15 protein-coding genes are annotated in these 16,495 nt (G+C 76.3%); 5 read left to right on the top strand and 10 right to left on the bottom strand.

What is annotated here, in order from left to right; translation table 11 throughout:
- Positions 1-165 precede the first annotated feature (165 nt).
- The gene (locus OF117_RS18490) at positions 166-1,401 is read left to right on the top strand and encodes a TIGR00300 family protein (protein ID WP_263554316.1); all 1,236 of its coding nucleotides are present in this window, start codon (positions 166-168) and stop codon (positions 1,399-1,401) included.
- A gap of 45 nt (positions 1,402-1,446) precedes the next feature.
- Here OF117_RS18490 and OF117_RS18485 read toward each other — a convergent pair whose 3' ends face one another.
- Genes OF117_RS18485 through OF117_RS18470 form a run of 4 tightly spaced genes read right to left on the bottom strand, consistent with a single transcriptional unit; the run spans position 1,447 to position 4,581 of the window.
- Positions 1,447-2,478: an ROK family glucokinase gene (locus OF117_RS18485; protein ID WP_263554315.1), complete on the bottom strand. Its 1,032-nt coding sequence runs from the start codon at positions 2,476-2,478 to the stop codon at positions 1,447-1,449.
- The gene (locus tag OF117_RS18480; RefSeq protein ID WP_263554314.1) at positions 2,475-2,969 is read right to left on the bottom strand and encodes a hypothetical protein; all 495 of its coding nucleotides are present in this window, start codon (positions 2,967-2,969) and stop codon (positions 2,475-2,477) included. Before OF117_RS18480 ends, OF117_RS18485 begins: the two co-directional genes overlap by 4 nt.
- Complete coding sequence (locus OF117_RS18475) at positions 2,966-4,144, bottom strand: ArsA-related P-loop ATPase (RefSeq protein ID WP_263554313.1); 1,179 nt, start codon at positions 4,142-4,144, stop codon at positions 2,966-2,968. The genes OF117_RS18480 and OF117_RS18475 overlap by 4 nt, the downstream gene beginning before the upstream one ends.
- A 5-nt stretch (positions 4,145-4,149) precedes the next feature.
- Entirely contained in the window at positions 4,150-4,581 is a 432-nt protein-coding gene (locus tag OF117_RS18470) for an SRPBCC family protein (protein ID WP_263554312.1), read from the bottom strand.
- 154 nt (positions 4,582-4,735) lie between these two features.
- Here OF117_RS18470 and OF117_RS18465 point away from each other — a divergent pair, with 154 nt between their 5' ends.
- Positions 4,736-6,586: an AMP-dependent synthetase/ligase gene (locus OF117_RS18465; RefSeq protein WP_263554311.1), complete on the top strand. Its 1,851-nt coding sequence runs from the start codon at positions 4,736-4,738 to the stop codon at positions 6,584-6,586.
- Here the strand turns inward: OF117_RS18465 and OF117_RS18460 are convergent.
- Genes OF117_RS18460 through OF117_RS18450 form a run of 3 tightly spaced genes read right to left on the bottom strand, consistent with a single transcriptional unit; the run spans position 6,583 to position 9,434 of the window.
- Positions 6,583-7,704: a glycosyltransferase family 4 protein gene (locus OF117_RS18460; protein ID WP_263554310.1), complete on the bottom strand. Its 1,122-nt coding sequence runs from the start codon at positions 7,702-7,704 to the stop codon at positions 6,583-6,585. The two genes, OF117_RS18465 and OF117_RS18460, sit on opposite strands and share 4 nt — an antisense overlap.
- A 46-nt stretch (positions 7,705-7,750) precedes the next feature.
- Complete coding sequence (locus tag OF117_RS18455; protein ID WP_263554309.1) at positions 7,751-9,016, bottom strand: M48 family metallopeptidase; 1,266 nt, start codon at positions 9,014-9,016, stop codon at positions 7,751-7,753.
- A gap of 40 nt (positions 9,017-9,056) precedes the next feature.
- Complete coding sequence (locus OF117_RS18450; RefSeq protein ID WP_263554308.1) at positions 9,057-9,434, bottom strand: hypothetical protein; 378 nt, start codon at positions 9,432-9,434, stop codon at positions 9,057-9,059.
- 158 nt (positions 9,435-9,592) lie between these two features.
- Here OF117_RS18450 and OF117_RS18445 point away from each other — a divergent pair, with 158 nt between their 5' ends.
- The 3 genes from OF117_RS18445 to OF117_RS18435 all read left to right on the top strand — a co-directional run bounded on the left by OF117_RS18445 (position 9,593) and on the right by OF117_RS18435 (position 13,380).
- Positions 9,593-11,176: a serine/threonine-protein kinase gene (locus OF117_RS18445; protein WP_263554307.1), complete on the top strand. Its 1,584-nt coding sequence runs from the start codon at positions 9,593-9,595 to the stop codon at positions 11,174-11,176.
- Positions 11,177-11,278: 102 nt separating this feature from the next.
- Positions 11,279-13,096, top strand: a complete 1,818-nt coding sequence (locus OF117_RS18440; protein WP_263554306.1) for a DEDD exonuclease domain-containing protein — start codon at positions 11,279-11,281, stop codon at positions 13,094-13,096.
- Positions 13,093-13,380: an Lrp/AsnC family transcriptional regulator gene (locus tag OF117_RS18435; protein WP_263554305.1), complete on the top strand. Its 288-nt coding sequence runs from the start codon at positions 13,093-13,095 to the stop codon at positions 13,378-13,380. The genes OF117_RS18440 and OF117_RS18435 overlap by 4 nt, the downstream gene beginning before the upstream one ends.
- Here the strand turns inward: OF117_RS18435 and OF117_RS18430 are convergent.
- The 3 genes from OF117_RS18430 to OF117_RS18420 all read right to left on the bottom strand — a co-directional run bounded on the left by OF117_RS18430 (position 13,377) and on the right by OF117_RS18420 (position 16,432).
- Complete coding sequence (locus OF117_RS18430; RefSeq protein ID WP_263554304.1) at positions 13,377-14,096, bottom strand: alpha/beta fold hydrolase; 720 nt, start codon at positions 14,094-14,096, stop codon at positions 13,377-13,379. The genes OF117_RS18435 and OF117_RS18430 overlap by 4 nt on opposite strands.
- A gap of 129 nt (positions 14,097-14,225) precedes the next feature.
- Complete coding sequence (locus OF117_RS18425; RefSeq protein WP_263554303.1) at positions 14,226-14,750, bottom strand: ester cyclase; 525 nt, start codon at positions 14,748-14,750, stop codon at positions 14,226-14,228.
- Entirely contained in the window at positions 14,747-16,432 is a 1,686-nt protein-coding gene (locus OF117_RS18420; protein WP_263554302.1) for an HD domain-containing phosphohydrolase, read from the bottom strand. The genes OF117_RS18425 and OF117_RS18420 overlap by 4 nt, the downstream gene beginning before the upstream one ends.
- Between the last annotated feature and the right edge of the window lie 63 nt (positions 16,433-16,495).

Genomic DNA, 16,495 nt, shown 5'->3' with positions numbered 1-16,495 from the left:
GTCGTCCTCCGGACTCCCACTCGTCACTCCCACCGCGGCCAGCAGCCGTCCTCCGCCCGAGCGGAGCCCGCCCGCCGCTCCTCGCGGAGACCCTCCGGACCCCCACTCGTCGCGACCTCCGCCGACGTGGTCAGCGGTGATGACGCGTCCTCTACCGTGCCGGGCGTGAGCACCGATCCGCACTCGACGACGGTCACGCTGTCCGGCCACCTCATGGACACCGGCGTGCTCGCCCGCGTCCTCGACGACGTCCTGGAGTACGGCGGCGACTACCGCATCGAGAGCCTGGAGCTCGGCCGGGAGCACGAGGACGAGTCGCGGGCGCACATCCAGATCCGCGCCACGGACCCGGACCTGCTCGAGCGCATCGTCATGCGCCTGCAGACCCACGGCGCCAACGCCGTCGACCCGGGGACGGCCATCACCCGGCCCGCGCCGGCCGACGGCGTCTTCCCCGACGACTTCTACTCGACCACCAACCTCGACACCTTCGTCCGGCTGGACCGGGAGTGGATCCCCACCGACCGCGCCGAGATGGACTGCGGGCTGGTGGTCGACGAGTCCGGCGGGCGGCGCGTCGTCCGCACCGTGCCGGTCAGCGACGTGCGCGCCGGTGAGGCCGTGGTGTGCGGCGCGCACGGCGTCCGGGTGGAGATGCCGCCGTCGGTCGTCCGGGGCGAGGAGGAGGAGTTCGGCTTCATGGGCTCGGCGGTGTCGAGCGAGAAGCCGCAGGCGGTGCTGGTGCGCCAGATCGCCGAGCGGATGCGCGAGGTCAAGGCGGCCGGCCGCAAGGTGCTGTGGGTGGGGGGGCCGGCCGTCGTGCACACCGGGGCCTCCCCCGCCATGGTGCGGCTGGTGGAGGCCGGCTACGTCGACGTCCTGTTCGCCGGCAACGCGCTGGCCACGCACGACATCGAGTCGGCGCTGTACGGGACCTCGCTGGGCGTCGATCTGGCCAAGGGCTCCGGTGTGCCGCACGGCCACGAACACCACATCCGCGCGATCAACACCATCCGCGCGGCCGGATCGATCGCCGCGGCCGTCGAGTCCGGCGTGCTGACCGGCGGCGTCATGCACGCCCTGGTGCGGGCCGGCAAGCCGTTCGTGCTCGTGGGCTCGGTGCGCGACGACGGGCCGCTGCCCGACGTGCACACCGACGTCATCGAGGGTCAGCGGGCGATGCGCGCGCAGCTCCCCGGCGTCGGCTTCGCGATCATGGTCGCGACCATGCTGCACGCCATCGCCACCGGCAACATCCTGCCTGCGTCGATCCCGCTGGTCTGCGTCGACATCAACCCGGCGACGGTCACCAAGCTGGCCGACCGCGGCAGTGCGCAGGCCATGGGCATCGTCACCGACATCGGCCTGTTCCTCGAGCAGCTGGCCCGCGAGCTGACCTGACGCGGAGTGCGGGGAGCGAGGTTTCCTCGCTCCCCGCACTCCGCGTCAGGGCTGGTGCTCGGCGACGGACTGGCGCGACAGGTCGGCGGCGCCGATGAGACCGGCCTGCGCGCCCAGCTCCGCGGCCACCACCCGCGGCCCGGGCCGGAACGTGCGGCCGGGCAGCGCTCGCTCCAGCCGGCTGCGCGCCGGGCCGAGCACCATCTCGCCGAGCACGCTCACCCCGCCGCCGATCACGACGACCTCGGGGTCGAGGACGGCGGAAAGATCGGCGATGCCCTGGCCGAGCCACGTGCCGACCTCGGCGAGCAGCTCCAGCGCCAGCGGGTCGCCCTCCGCGGCGGCCTTCGCGACGTCCTCGCCGGTGAGCCGGGCGCCGTCGCCGTCCACCCGCTCCAGCAAGCGGGCGGCCGCGGCCGGCGAGCTGCGTGCGACCTCCCGGGCGGTCTGCCCGAGCGCCGTGCCGCTGGCGTACTGCTCCCAGCAGCCGCGGTTGCCGCAGGCGCACAACCGCCCGTCGGGCACGACCCGCATGTGCCCCCACTCCCCCGCCACGCCGTGGGCGCCGCGGTGCAGCCGGCCGTCGATGACGAGGCCGCCGCCGATCCCGGTGCCCAGGGTGATCATCAGCGCGAGGCTGGCGCCGCGGGCGGCCCCGTAGCGGTACTCGGCCCAGGCGGCGGCGTCGGCGTCGTTGCCCACCCACAGCGGCCGCTGCAGCCGCGCGATGAGGTCCCTGCGCAGCGTCGAGTGCCGCCAGGCCAGGTGCGGGCTGAACAGCACGGTGTCACCGGTGCGGTCGAACCAGCCGGCCGCCCCGATGCCCACGCCGACGAGCTCACCGCCGTGCCGGGCGGCCAGCTCCTCGACCACCGTGACGATGACGTCCTCGGTCTCGCTCACCGACGTGCCGGGCGTGGCCCGGCGGGCGGTGTCGAGCACGCGGCCGTCGGGGGCGACGATCCCGCCGGCGACCTTCGTGCCGCCGATGTCGATGCCCAGGGCGGGCAACCCGGCGGCGTCCTCCGGCGCGGCCGCGGGGACGCCGTCGACGGTGCGTTGCGAGGAGGTGGTCATGCGATGTCGATCCACTGGACGGACGGCGGTGGGTCCGCGGGACGCTCGCCGTCCGCGTCGCAGGGGGGCGCACCCCCGCCGGCGGCCGGGGTCCCGTCGCCGGGCCGGGGCGTCGCGGCGGCCGCGGTCAGGGTCCGCAGCGCCGTCGCCGTGGCCGACAGGACGTCGGCCAGGGCGGCGGTGACCTCGGGACGCTCGCCACGCAGCACCGCGGCAGCCTGGCACAACGGGCACCACCTGCAGTAGGGGCCGCCGTGCGCCGTCGCACCGGGCGGGCCGGGCCCACCGGGCGGGCCGGGCCCACCGGGCGGGCCGGGCTCACCGGGCGGGCCGGGCGGGGCGGCGCCACCGACCGGGCCGGGTGCGCCGGCCGGGTCCGCCACGCCGATCGGGCCGGCGCCGGCCGCGAGCCGCGCGGCCGCGTCGGCGAGCAGCGCGCGCAACGCGTCGACCAGGGCGCGCGCACCGTCGTCCGGGTCGGCGGCGGTCATCCGGTCCGCTCCTGGGCGGCGAGCAGGTCGGCCGGCCACTGCTGCGGATCCGGGACGAAGGTGACCTCGAGGACGGCGTCGGCCGTGCCGGCGCGGTCGAGCCGGCCGCCGGTCACGGTGCACCGGCGCAGCAGCGGGTCCAGCCGCAGCGACCGCCGGCGCCCGCCCGCGTGCACCACGAGGTCGTCTGCCCACCGGGCCAGGCCGACGTCGGACCGCTCGGCGAAGGGCAACGGCACGGACAGCCGCCAGCCACCGGCCATCCGCTCGGGTGCGGCGTACGGGGTGCCGCTGTCCGGCGCCGCGCCGCCGTCCCGCACGTTGCCGGCGAACGGGCCGCCGTCGGGCAACAGCGCCACCACTCCATCGACGTCGGCCGGGGCGCTCGCCGCCTCGGGGACCCGCCGCACGGGGGCCACCTCCTCCAGCTCGGCCAGCGCCGCCTCCTGCTCCGCGCCGCGGAGCACGGCCCACGGGGATCCGTCGAGCTTCGGCAGCACGCGCGCGAGCACCGCCGTCGCCCGGACGCCGTGCAGCGCCAGCGCCGTCGCCGCCGTGCGCAGTTCCGCGGCCGTGCCCGGCCGGGGCAGCGCGGCGAACCAGGCGGTGATCCGGGACGGGTCGGCGAGCGGACTGCTCGCCAGCAACCCCTCCAGCGCGGGCAGTGCGGACACCGCGGCCGCGCCGAGGGCGCCGGGAGCGCCGCCGAGCACGCCGGCGGACCGGCCGACCGCGGCGAGGGTGCGCACCCGCGGCGGGACCAGCCGGGCGAGCCACCACCGCAGCGTCGAGGGCAGCTCCACGAGCCCGGTCGCGGCCTCGACCGGGCCGGCGTCCAGGACGACGAGGTCGGCCTCGATCCGGGCCAGCTCGGCCAGCAGGGCCAGCTCGGCCACGCCGGGCACGGGCACCACCGAGCTGGCCGGCGGCGGAGCCAGCTGGGGCAGGACGGCGCTGACCCGGTCGACCGAGCCCGCCCAGAACCGCTCCAGCGCCGCCCGGGGGTCGACGACGACCGATTCGAGGCCGGGCTCGCCGTCCAGCCCGGTGACCGGCGGGCGCTGCCGGGTGAGCAGCACCGTGCGCCGGCCGGCGCGGGCGGCGCGCACGGCCGCGGCCGCGGCGCAGGTCGACGTCCCGGCCCCGCCGGGACCGGTGATCAGGAGGATCTGCACGGCGGTCAGCCCTCGACGCGCTTCTTGAGCTCCTTGAGCGCCGTGTCGAGGATGACCTTCTCCGCCTTGCGCTTGATCATCCCGAGCATCGGGATGGAGAGGTCGATCGCGATCGCGTACGTCACCTCGGTGCGGCCGCCCAGCTCGGCGAGCACGTAGGAACCGTCCTGGCGCTTCTGCATCTGTCCCTGCACCAGGCTCCAGGAGACCCGGCGGTCGTCCTCCCACGTGTAGTCGAGGACGTAGTCGTCCTTCACCGCGCCGGCGTCGAGGACGAAGTGCACGCGGCGGGCCCGCCCGTCCGGCCCGGTCTCGAGCACCTCGACCTCCCGGGCCGCCGCCACCCACTGCGGATAGGAAGGGAAGTCGGCGATGACCGCCATGACCTCGGCCGCGGGCGCGTCGACGACGATCGACTGGGTGGACTGGTCGGCCATGCGCAGCAGGCTAACCGTTCGACCTCGCTCTCCGGGGTGCCGTCCCGGCGTTCTGCTACTCACGGGTAGGGGCAGCGGCTAGATTCGGACGGGACGATCCCGGGCCGGGGCGGCGGGCGACGGCGCCCGGCCGGTCGGGGGGAAGGGACCAGTCGTGCGCGAGTTCTCCGTCCCCGCGATCTGCGAGGTGGGTCCGGACGAGGCCGTCCCCGACATGCTCGCCGCCAACGTCGCCGAACACGGCGACGAGGTCGGCCTGCGCCGTCGGGTCGACGGGCGGTGGGTCGACGTCACCTGGCGGCAGTTCGGCGACGAGGTGGCCGGCGTGGCCAAGGGGCTGGTCGCGGCCGGCGTCCAGGCGGGCGACCGGGTGGCCCTGCAGGCCCGGACGCGCTACGAGTGGACCGTCTGCGACTTCGCCATCTGGGCGGCCGGCGCCGTCGTCGTCCCGGTCTACGAGACCTCCAGCGCCGACCAGGTCGCGTGGATCCTCGCCGACTCCGGTGCCACGGCCGCGATCGTCGAACGGCCCGAGCACGCCGCGGCCGTCGAGTCGGTCCGCGACCAGGCGCCGGCGCTGCGGTCGCTGCACGTGCTCGACGACGACGCCGTCGGCGCGCTGGTGGCCGCCGGCCGCGACGTGCCGGACGAGGAGCTGCAGGCCCGTCGCGCCACGCTGTCGGCCGACAGCCTCGCCACGCTGATCTACACGTCCGGGACGACGGGGCGGCCCAAGGGCTGCGAGCTCACCCACGCCAACTTCCTGTTCGAGGTCGGCAACGGCATGAGCCTGCTCGACCGCTACATGAACGCGGACGGCTCGCTGCTGCTGTTCATCCCGCTGGCGCACGTGCTGGCCCGGGTCCTGGAGGTCGGCGCGGTCCGCACCCGCACGGTGATCGGCCACACCGCCGACGTGAGCAACCTGGTCGAGGACCTCGGCGCGTTCCGGCCCACGTTCGTCCTCGCCGTCCCCCGGGTGTTCGAGAAGGTCTTCAACGGCGCGAAGGCCAAGGCGGAGGCCGACGGCAAGGGCCGCATCTTCGACCGGGCGGCGCGGGTCGCCGTCGACTGGTCCCGCGCCCGCGACGCCGACGGGCCCGGGCTCGCCCTGCGGCTGCAGCACGCGCTGTTCGACAAGCTGGTGTACCGCAAGCTGCGCGCCGCGCTCGGTGGCCGCTGCGCGGGCGCCATCTCCGGAGGTGCGCCGCTCGGCGACCGGTTGGGGCACTTCTTCCGCGGCATCGGGGTCACCGTCTACGAGGGCTACGGGCTGACCGAGACGACCGCGGCGGCGTCCGTGAACCACGACGACGCGCTGCGGATCGGCACCGTCGGGCGGCCGCTGCCGGGCGTCGGTGCGGCGATCGCCGACGACGGCGAGATCCTGATCCGCGGCGGCATCGTCATGCGCGGCTACTGGAACAACGAGCAGGCCACGAAGGAGGCGATCGACGACGACGGCTGGCTGCACACCGGTGATCTCGGCGAGCTCGACGGCGACGGCTTCCTGAAGATCACCGGGCGGAAGAAGGAGATCCTGGTGACCGCGGGCGGCAAGAACGTCGCGCCCGCGGTGCTGGAGGACCGGCTGCGCGCCCACCGGCTGGTCAGCCAGTGCATCGTCGTCGGTGACCAGCGCCCCTTCATCGCCGCGCTGGTCACCCTCGACGAGGAGGCGCTGCCGCTCTGGCTGGAGTCCACCGGCAAGCCCCCCGGCACCACGCCCGAGCAGCTGCGGAACGACCCCGACCTGCGCGCGGAGCTGGAGGCGGCCGTCGCGGAGGCGAACAGGGCGGTGTCGCAGGCCGAGGCCATCCGGGCGTTCCGGGTGCTGGGCCGCGACTTCACCGAGGCCGACGGGCTGCTCACCCCGAGCCTGAAGCTCAAGCGGGCCGCGGTGCTTGCGGAGTTCGACGCCGAGGTCGAGGCGCTGTACTCGCAGGACCCCGCTGCCCCCCACCCCTCGCAGGCTCGGAGCGGGCCCCCGCAGCGGGGCCGCTAGCCGTCGAGCAGGTCGGCGAAGGTGGCGGCGATCGTCGTCCACGACCACCGCCGCTCCACCCACGACCGGCCGGCCGCTCCCATGGCGCGCGCCGTCTCCGGGTCGTCGAGCAGCCCGGCGATGGCGGTCGCGACCGCCGACGGCGAGCGCGGGTCGACGACGTGCCCGGTGACGCCGTCGTCGACGGCCTCGGGCGCGCCGCCGGAGGTGCCGGCCACCACCGGCAGGCCGCACGCGGCGGCCTCGAGGTACACCATGCCCAGCCCCTCGACGTCCAGCCCGGCGCGGCGGGTCCGGCACGGCATGGCGAAGACGTCACCCGCGGCGTAGTGCTCGGGCAGCTCGACGTGCGGCACCGGCCCGGTGAGGACCACGGAGCCGGCCAACCCCCGCTCGGTGACCGCCCGGCGCAGCGACGCCTCGGCCGGCCCACCCCCGACCAGCAGCAGCCGGGCGCCGGGATGGCGGTCGAGCACCCGGGGCCAGCCGGCGACGAGCACGTCCTGCCCCTTGCGGGCCACCAGCCGGGAGACGCAGACCACCACCGTCGCCCCGTCCAGGCCGTACCGCTCGCGGACCGCCGCGCCGTCGGCGGCCGGGGTGTAGGCGTCGACGTCCACCCCGGGTGACAGCTGCGCCAGCCGCGTCCGCCCGCCCAGGACGGGCGTCAGCCGGCTGCCGGTGTACTCGCTGATGTAGGTCAGCACGTCGAGGCCGGCGGCGATGCGGCGCATCGCGGCGCGCGCGCCGGGCAGCGCCACCCAGCCGGTCTCGTGCCCGTGGGTGGCCCCGACCAGGTGGCGGACGCCGGCGGCCCGCAGCGCCGGGGCGAGCAGCCCCAGCGGCGCGGCCGCCCCGAAGAAGGCGGTGTCGCAGCCGTACCGGCGGACCAGGTCGACGGCGGCGCGGGCGGTGGCCCGCGTCGGCAGGAGCACGCCCGTGGGCCGGCGGACGACCGGGTAGGGCAACCGGGCGTCGTGCTCGACCGAGCCCGGGTGGTCGGAGGCGAGCACGACGAGCGACTCCGGCGGCCGCCGGGCCAGCAGCGCGGCGACGAACGTCTGGATGCCGCCCTGCCGGGGTGGGAAGTCGTTCGTGACGACCAGCGTGCGCCTCACCGCGGCACCGGCCCGGACCGGCCCCCGGGGCGCCTGGGAGTGCCCGTCACGGATCGGCCGACCGGGCCCAGTCCAGGGCCAGCGCGACCCGCTGCGGCGCGGTGGGGTGCGAGCCGAAGAACCACTGCCAGGCCTCCGGCGGGTCGGGGTCGCTGAGGTTGGTGAGGGCCAGCCGGCGCTGCATCGCGACGAAGGCGTCGGGGTCCGCGGTGAGCTCGAGCGCCCGGACGTCGGCGCGCGCCTCGACGTTGCGCGACACCACGTTCTGCACGGGGGTGGCCAGCAGCGTGCCGGCGGCGGCGAGGAAGAGCACGAGCGGCACGATGCGCGGATCACCCGGCGACGCGGCACCCACCCGGCGCAGCACCCGCGGTGCGGGGAGCAGCCAGCCGAGGGCGCCGACCGCGGCCGCCGCGCCCAGCGCGCCCAGCAGGGTGCCGGCGAGGACGTCGTCGGTGGCCACGTGCCCCAGCTCGTGGCCGACGATCGAGGCGATCTCCTCGTCGGGCAGCTGGTCGAGGGTCGTGTCGTACAGCACGATCCGCCGCGTCGACCCGAACCCGGAGACGTAGGCGTTGAGCGTGGTCGTGCGCCGTGAGGCGTCGGAGACCAGCACGTCCTGCACCGGCGTGCCGTTCGTCTCGGCCAGGGCGAGCAGCTCGGTGCGCAGCTCGCCCGGGGGGAGCGGGTCGAACCGGTTGAACGCCGGCTCGATCACCACCGGCCAGAGGAACGAGCCCACGACCACCAGCGCGGCGGCGCCCGCCGCCGCCCAGGCCCACCAGCTGCGCGGTGCGCGCCGGGCGAGCCAGACCAGGCCGAGCACGGCCACGGCGGTGAGGGCCGCGTCGATCGCCGTCGACACGGCCACGTCGCGGGCCCACAGCGGCCAGCTACGGGTGGACAGCCCGTACCGGTGGCGGACCACCTCGCCGTAGGCGGCCAGCGGCAGGGTCGCCAAGCGGCCGATCAGGACCAGCGCGAGGACGCCGAGCAGGACCTGCCAGACCCATCCGCCACCGAGCGGCGCAGCCAGGGCGCGCACCAGCCGGCCGCCGAGCCGGGTGAGCCCGAGCACCCCCGCGACCGCGAGGCCCAGCAGGAGGGAGGTGAGCGAGGCCGGCCGCAGGGCGGCGGCGAAGGCCTCGGCGCGCGCGATGCGCTCCGGGGGCACCACGGTGGTCGGGTCGACCGCCGGCGACCGCGCGGCGCCGCCGGGCAGCACGTCCCACGGTGTGGTCACCGCGACGACCACGACGAACGCCAGGCCGAGGACGACCGCGGCCACGAGCGCGGCGCGACGTGCGCTCACCCGCTCGATCCTAGGCACCGCCGGAGGACCGACCGGCCCCTCAGCCGGTGGCGCGCTCCCCCGCCGCCGGACGCCCACCGGCGTCGTCGGCGGCCCGCTCGTCGGCCGTCCGGTGCCGCAGCGGGGGGACCAGGCCGCACTCGGCCAGGGCGCGGACGGCGCGGCGCTCGACCTCGTCGAACTCGACGACGTTGCCGGGAGCGGGCACGACCGCGTCCTCGGCGGACGGCCCGCTGCCGGTCGCCGTCGCGCTCCGGTTCCCCCGGTCCGCACCGGCGCCCGGAAGCGGCCGGGCGGGCAGGGCGACGACCACCGGGTCGGTCGCGGACCAGGACGGCGGGGCGCCGAGCAGCACGGTGACGACGCAGTCGCCGCAGCCGGCGCCGCGGGCGGTGCAGGTGTCGCAGTCGATGAGCATGACCTCTCCTCCATGAGTCGCCCGCACCGTAGGAGCACCCGACGACAGAAACCGGTCGCGGTCCGAGCCGGCGCCGAGCGGGAGTCGCGCCGCGCGCCCCGACGGGAGGGCGCACGAGGGCCTGGGCAGCCGGCCGGGGGGCTCCTAGGGTGCCGCAGGTGGTCGTCGGCGGGACCGGGACGACGGCGTCGGGTGGCGATGGCCCGGGGCACGGCCCGGGGCACGGTCGGGGGGACGGTCGGGGGGGTACCCCGACCAGCTTCGGCCGGTACGAGCTGCGCGGACTCCTCGGCCGCGGGGGCATGGGCGAGGTGCACCGCGCTTACGACCGCGAGCAGGCGCGGACGGTCGCCCTCAAGCTGCTGCCCGCCGGGATGGCGGCCGACGAGGAGCTCGTCGAGCGGTTCAAGCGCGAGTCCTACGCCGCCGCCCAGCTCACCGACCCGCACGTCATCCCCATCCACCGGTACGGGCAGATCGACGGACGGCTCTACATCGACATGCGGCTGGTGGACGGCGTCGACCTCGCGGACCTGATCGCCGGGGAGGGCGCGCTGCCGGCGGAGCGAGCCGTGTCCCTCCTCGGCCAGGCCGCCCAGGCGCTCGACGCCGCGCACGCCCGCGACCTGGTGCACCGCGACGTCAAGCCGTCCAACCTGCTGGTCACGGCGCACGACTTCGTCTACCTGGTGGACTTCGGGATCGCCCTGCTCGGCGGTCAGGGCATCGGCGCCCGGCCGCTCACCGCCGACGGGTCGACGGTGGGCACGTTCGACTACATGGCGCCCGAGCGCCTGCTCCGCGGCAGGGAGGTCGACCGGCGGGTCGACGTGTACTCGCTGGCCTGCGTGCTGTTCGAGATGCTGACCGGCCGGCGTCCCTACGCCGTCCGGGACGTCGCCGCGCTCGTGCACGCCCACCTGTACGAACCGCCCCCGCGGGTCACCGCGTTCCGCCCGGATCTGCCCGCCGGGTTCGACGACGTCGTGGCCCGCGGCATGGCCAAGGCCCCCGAGGACCGCCACCCGACCTGCGGGGACCTGGCCGCCGCGGCGGCCGCGGTCGTCGCCCGGCTCCGCCGGCACCCCCCTTCCGTGCCGGTGCCCGCGCCGCGGCCGGTCCCGACGCCCGCCCCGCCGACCGACGTCCCGGCGCCGCCGACCGCGCCCTGGCCGCCTGCGGATCCCCGCCGGCGGGCGCGCCGCCGCCGCCTCGCCGGCTGGCTGCTGGCCGCCGGGAGCCTCGTGGCGGTCGCCGTCCTCGCCGCCGCGCTGCTCGCGCACGGCGCTCCCGGGGAGAGCACGGCGGACGCCGACCGCGGCGGCGAGGTGTCCTCGGCCGGCCCGGCGCCGTCCGCCGGCAGCCCGCCGGTGACGGCGACTCGCGGGCCCGGCACCCCGCCGCCCCGGGCCCGCGGCGACCTCGGGCTGGCGACCCCGATCTCCGATCCGGCCTGCGACGGCGGCTGGGTCCTCGTCGTCGGCTCGGCGGTCACCCCGGGCACCTACGAGGAGGAGGTCGCCGCACTGCTCGAGGCGCACCCCGGCGCCGACTACCTGCTCACCGAGGGCGGTTGCGCCTCGCTGCGCCAGAGCCTGGACGGCGAGCGGATCTACGCCGTCTACCGCGGGCCGTTCCCCGACCGGTCCGCCGCCTGCGCCGCGCGGGACGGGACCAGCGGCGACGCCTACGTCAAGCGGTTGGACGAGGAGACTCCGCCCGACCGGCTGTGGGAGTGCTGACGCCGGCGCGATCCCGAGCGCCCACCGGCCCCGCGGGGTGACGGACGGTCCCGTCCGGCGCGCGTCCCAGGATCTGTCACACCCGCGACCTAGCTTCCGCACGTGCCCTCCTCCGCCGCGGTCGCGCGCTACGAGCAGGTCTCGATCGAGGAGCTGGGGACGCCGCTGGTCGACGTCACCTTCGTCGTCGTCGACCTGGAGACGACCGGCGGGTCGCCGAACGACAGCGCGATCACCGAGATCGGCGCGGTCAAGGTGCGCGGCGGCCAGGTGCTCGGGGAGTTCCAGACGCTGGTCGACCCCGGCCGGGAGATCCCGCCGTACATCAGCGTGCTCACCGGCATCACCACAGCGATGGTCACGTCCGCCCCGCGGATCGCCGCCGTGCTGCCGGCCTTCCTGGAGTTCTCCCGGGGCGCGGTGCTCGTCGCGCACAACGCGCCCTTCGACGTCGGCTTCCTCAAGGCAGCCTGCGCCGGATCGGGCATCCCCTGGCCCGCGGCGGCCTCGGTCGACACCGCCGTCCTGGCCCGCCGGGTGCTCACCCGCGACGAGGTGCCCAACTGCAAGCTGGCCACCCTGGCGCCGTACTTCCGCACCAGCACCGAGCCGTGCCACCGCGCGCTGGCCGACGCCCGCGCCACCGTCGACGTGCTGCACGGCCTGTTCGAACGGCTGGGCCCGCTCGGGGTCACCACGCTGGAGGAGCTCACCGGGCTGACCCGTCAGGTCGACCCCGAGCGGCGGCGCAAGCGGCACCTGGCCGACGACGTCCCGTCCGGGCCCGGCGTCTACCTGTTCCGCGGCCCGCGCGACGAGCCGCTCTACGTCGGCACCTCCACCGACCTGCGCAGCCGGGTGCGCAGCTACTTCACCTCCAGCGAGCAGCGCAGCCGGATCACCGAGATGGTCGGGCTGGCCGAGCGCGTCGAGGCGATCCCGTGCGCGCACCCGCTCGAGGCCGCGGTCCGGGAGCTGCGGCTGATCGCCGAGCACAAGCCCCGCTACAACCGCCGCTCGCGGTTCCCCGAGCGGGCGTTGTGGGTGCGGCTGACCGAGGAGCCGTTCCCCCGGCTGTCGGTGGTGCGCCGGGTCCGGCCGGGGGCCGGCGCCTTCCTGGGTCCGTTCCCCGACCGGCTCGCCGCAGACGCCGCGGTGGCCGCCGTGCACGAGTCGCTGCCGCTGCGGCAGTGCACCACGCGCCTCTCGCCGCGGGCGCCCACCAGCGCCTGCGCGCTGGCCGGGATGGGCCGTTGCGGCGCCCCCTGCACCGGCGCCCAGTCCGTGGCCGAGTACGCCGCGATCGCCGCGGTCTTCCGCGCCGCCGTCGACTGCGATCCGCGTGCCCTCGTCGCGCCCCTGCTGGCGCGGATCGACCGGCTGGCCGCCGACGAGCGCTACGAGGACGCCGCGGTGCTGCGCGACCGCATCACCGTGCTGGTGCGCGCGGTGCGCCGCCGGCAGCGGCTGCAGTCGCTGGCCGCCGTCCCGGAACTGGTGCTGGCCCGCCCGGACGGCGACGGCGGCTGGCAGCTCACCGTCGTCCGCCGCGGCCGGCTGGTGGCCGCCGGCTGCGTTCCCCGCGGCGCCTCCGTGCGCGACGCGCTGGCCGGCCTGCTCACCACCGCCGAGACACCCGCCGGCCCGGACGGCGAGGCGGCGGCGTCGGTCGACGAGACCGAGCTGTTACTGCGGTGGCTGGAGAAGCCGGGAACCCGCCTGGTCCAGCTGACCGGCACCCTCGCCAGCCCCGCCCCCGGAACCGGGGCCTACAGCGGCTTCCTCGCCCGGGTGGAGGCCGGGCGCGCCCTCCGCGACCCGTTCGCCGACGGTCGCCCGATGGGCACCCGGGCGCGCCCCGAGCGGGTCGGCGCAGCCGCGCGCGACGCCCCGGAGCCCCGGCTAGCATCCCGGTCGTGATCACCGCCATCGTCATGATCGACGCCGCCACCGACCGGATCCCCGAGGTGGCCGAGGCGGTCGCCGACCTCGACGGGGTGAGCGAGGTCTACTCGGTCGCGGGCGACGTCGACCTGATCGCGGTGGTGCGGGTGCGGGAGTTCGACCAGATCGCCGAGGTCGTCGCCGGGCGCATCAACAAGGTGGCCGGGGTGCTGGAGACCGACACGCACATCGCGTTCCGCGCCTACTCCCGGCACGACCTGGAGGCGGCGTTCTCGATCGGCTTCGAGGCCACCGACTAGCCGGCCGCTGTCCGGGCACGTCGTCGTTCCGACGTGGGTCGCTGCGCGTAGCTGTCGAGCAGGTCGCCCAGGTCGTGCGGGCGGCTCAGCGCGACGCAGTGACCCGCGGAGATCTCGTCGGGGACGACGCCCAGCCGCTCGGCCGCCACCCGCCGCACGAAGGCGACGGGGAAGAACCGGTCCTCGGTGCACGCCACGAACCTCGTGGGGACAGCGGGCAGGGCGTCGAGCGGCCACGGGCCGGAGTAGGCCGCGTCCGACTCGGACCGTTCCCTGCGCAGCGCCTCCCCGGCCAGGGAACTGGGCACGTCGTGGTAGAAGGCGACGAACGGGTCGTCGGAGCCGGTCAGGCCCCCATCCCGGCGAGCCTGCTCCTCGACGGCTGACCGGTAGCCGGTGTTCTCCCACCAGTCGGCCGGCTTCTCGCCCGGAGCGGGGACCATGCCGGCGACGTAGACGACGAGGTCGACGGGAAGGCGGTCGGCCACGAGGGGAGCGGTGAACCCGCCGTACGACTGGCCGACGACGACGAGATCCCGGCGCTCGCCCACGGCCTCGACCACCGTGGCGGCGTAGTCGAGCAGAGTTGCGGTGTCGTCCTCGCAGGGCAGATCTGGCGCGACCACGTCGTGGCCGAGCCGGCGCAGGACCGGCTCGACGAGGTGCCAGTACCACCCGACGTCGCCGGCGCCGTGGATCAACGCGAAGGTCGCCATCGAACCACCTCCTCGCAGGGCCGACCGGCCGCCGGCGTCGAACTCATCGCGCGCCACGTCCGGGCCGGGATCGACCGCACTCGCGCCTCCGGCCCCGGGGCCGTCGGTCCCGACGGCGACGTGGAGCGGTCAGGGCGTGGGGGCTGGCGTGGGCTCCGGCGCGAGCTGTGCCTGCAGCGCCGGCAGGTCGACCAGGCCCCAGTGCTCGACGATCCGACCGTCGGCGATGCGGACCACGTCCATGACCGCGAAGCGCACGTGGCGGCCGGTCGGGGGCAGGCCGAACAGCTCCCCGGTGTGCCGGCCCTTGAAGACCTTGTGGGTCATCACCAGGTCGTCGTCGGCCACCTGGTGCCGCACCTCGACGGAGAAGCCCGTTAGCGCCGCGTGCAGGCCGTCGAAGATGGCCTTGACCTCGGCCGGACCGCCGGGTGGGTCCGGCACCATCGGTGTGTGGTTCACCAGCGACGGGGACACGACCTCCTGGAGGACCCGCTCGTCGCCGCCCTCCTGGTAGTCGCGGATGAAGCGCAGCACCAGGGCCCTGTTCGCGGTCGCCCCGTGAGCCGTCGTGCTGTCCGCCGTCGCGCTGCCCGCCGTCGCGCTGCCCGCCGTCGCCCTGTCCGTGGTCACCCTGCTCGTCGTCGCGCTCATGGAGCCCTCCTCGTCGGATCGTGCGGCCGGTGCCCGGCCGTCGGCAGCGAGCGTGACGGCCTGGCGGGCGCGCGGTCATCGGCAGGACTACTCATCCAGGCCGGTTGGACCAGCCCGTGCTCCATGGCGAACAGCGCGGCGGCGGCCCGGCTGCTGACCCCGATGCGGCCGTAGACGTCCTGCACGTGGTGCTCGGCGGTGCGGGTCGAGATCGTCAGCCGCCGGGCGATCTCGCGGTTGGACGTCCCGCGGACCAGCAGCAGGAGCACCTCGAGCTGCCGCGCGGTGAGTCCGGCCGGCAGTCGCGCCGAGCGGTCGGCGCGCCGGCCCTCCGCGATGGCGACGACGGCCTGGACCGCGTCCGGGTCCAGCTGCCCCGCGCGCACGTCCGCCCGCAACTCCGAGGCGGCCCGTGCCGCGGAGGCCGGCGGCCGGTGCGGTCGCTCGGCGACCAGGGCGGCGTAGCGATCGGCCGCGGCCAGCACGCGGGCGGCGGTCGGCAGCTCCGCGGCCGCGGCGCCGCGGTGGTAGCCCGACCCGTCGAGCCGCTCGTGGTGGCTGCCGGCCAACCGTGCGACGTCGGCGAGGTGCCTGCTGCGGCTCAGGACCTGCTCGCTCTGGTAGGCGTGCAGCCGGACCTGCTGCCAGGCGTCGCTGCCCAGAGGACCGGCGTGCTCCCACACCGAGGAGGGGACCGCGACGCGGCCGACGTCCTGGACCAGCCCAGCCCGCCGGGCGAGGACGACCGCGCGCTCCGGTAGACCCAGCCGCCGGCACGCACCCTCGGCGAGCCGGGCGACGCTCGTGCAGTGGCCGTGGAGGAACGGCGACTTCAGGTCGGCGGCCTCCCCGAAGACCCGGAGCACCTCGTCCAGGGCCGGGCCGTCGGGCACGAGCCGGCACGGCGTCGGCTCCGCGGCGAGCAGCCGGTCGGAGGCATCCCCGGCAGCCTGCGGGGTGAGCAGCTCGTGGGCGTGGGCCAGCAGCACGGCGACCGCCGCCGGGTCCAGGTAGCCGCCGGATCGTCGGGCGAGGGCCGTCCGGGCGGCGGGCGGCCCGCCGATGCGGTCGAAGAACACCGCGTACCCGGCCGTGTTCACGACCCGCGCCACGATCGAGATCTGCCCGCCGCGCAGCCCGTTCGGACCACCGCCGCCGTTCCACCACTCGAACATGTGGAGGAGTCCCTGCCGCGTCGCGGCGGGCAGCCCGAGTCTCGCGGCCACACCCGCCGCCGTCTCGCAGTTGGCCGCCCGGTAGCCGCGCGTCATCTGCCGACCGTGCAGCAGCGCCGAGCGGAGGCTCCGCAGCCGGTCGCCGGGGGGTGCGCCGGCAGCGATCCGCGGCAGGTATCCGAGGAGGAACTCGCGGGGTCGGGTGAAGTCCGTCGCCAGGCTCGCCCGCTTGACCGCTGTCTCGTCCGCGAACAGCGCGGAGACCTCGTGCGAGTACCCGGTGCAACCGATGTGCTGCAGCAACGCCGCCCAGAACACGGCGGCGACGTCGTCGCGGCCGCAGCCGAGCCGTCCGGCCAGCTGCACGCCGACGTCGGCGACGCGCGCGGCGGAGCCGACGGGCAGGCCCATGCCCAGGTCGGCGACGCCGGACAGCCCGACCACGAGCTCGGCCAGCCGGACCGGCGACCGGGCCGGGGTCGGACCGGCGCCACCCGCCCTGGCCATGACGGCATTGTCGGGGCTCCACCGAGGCTGCGGGATGCCGTCGTCCACGGCGGCGGCGTGGAC

Source organism: Geodermatophilus sp. YIM 151500, assembly GCF_025716945.1.
GTDB lineage: Bacteria > Actinomycetota > Actinomycetes > Mycobacteriales > Geodermatophilaceae > YIM-151500.
This window is presented reverse-complemented; position numbering and strand designations above follow the sequence as displayed.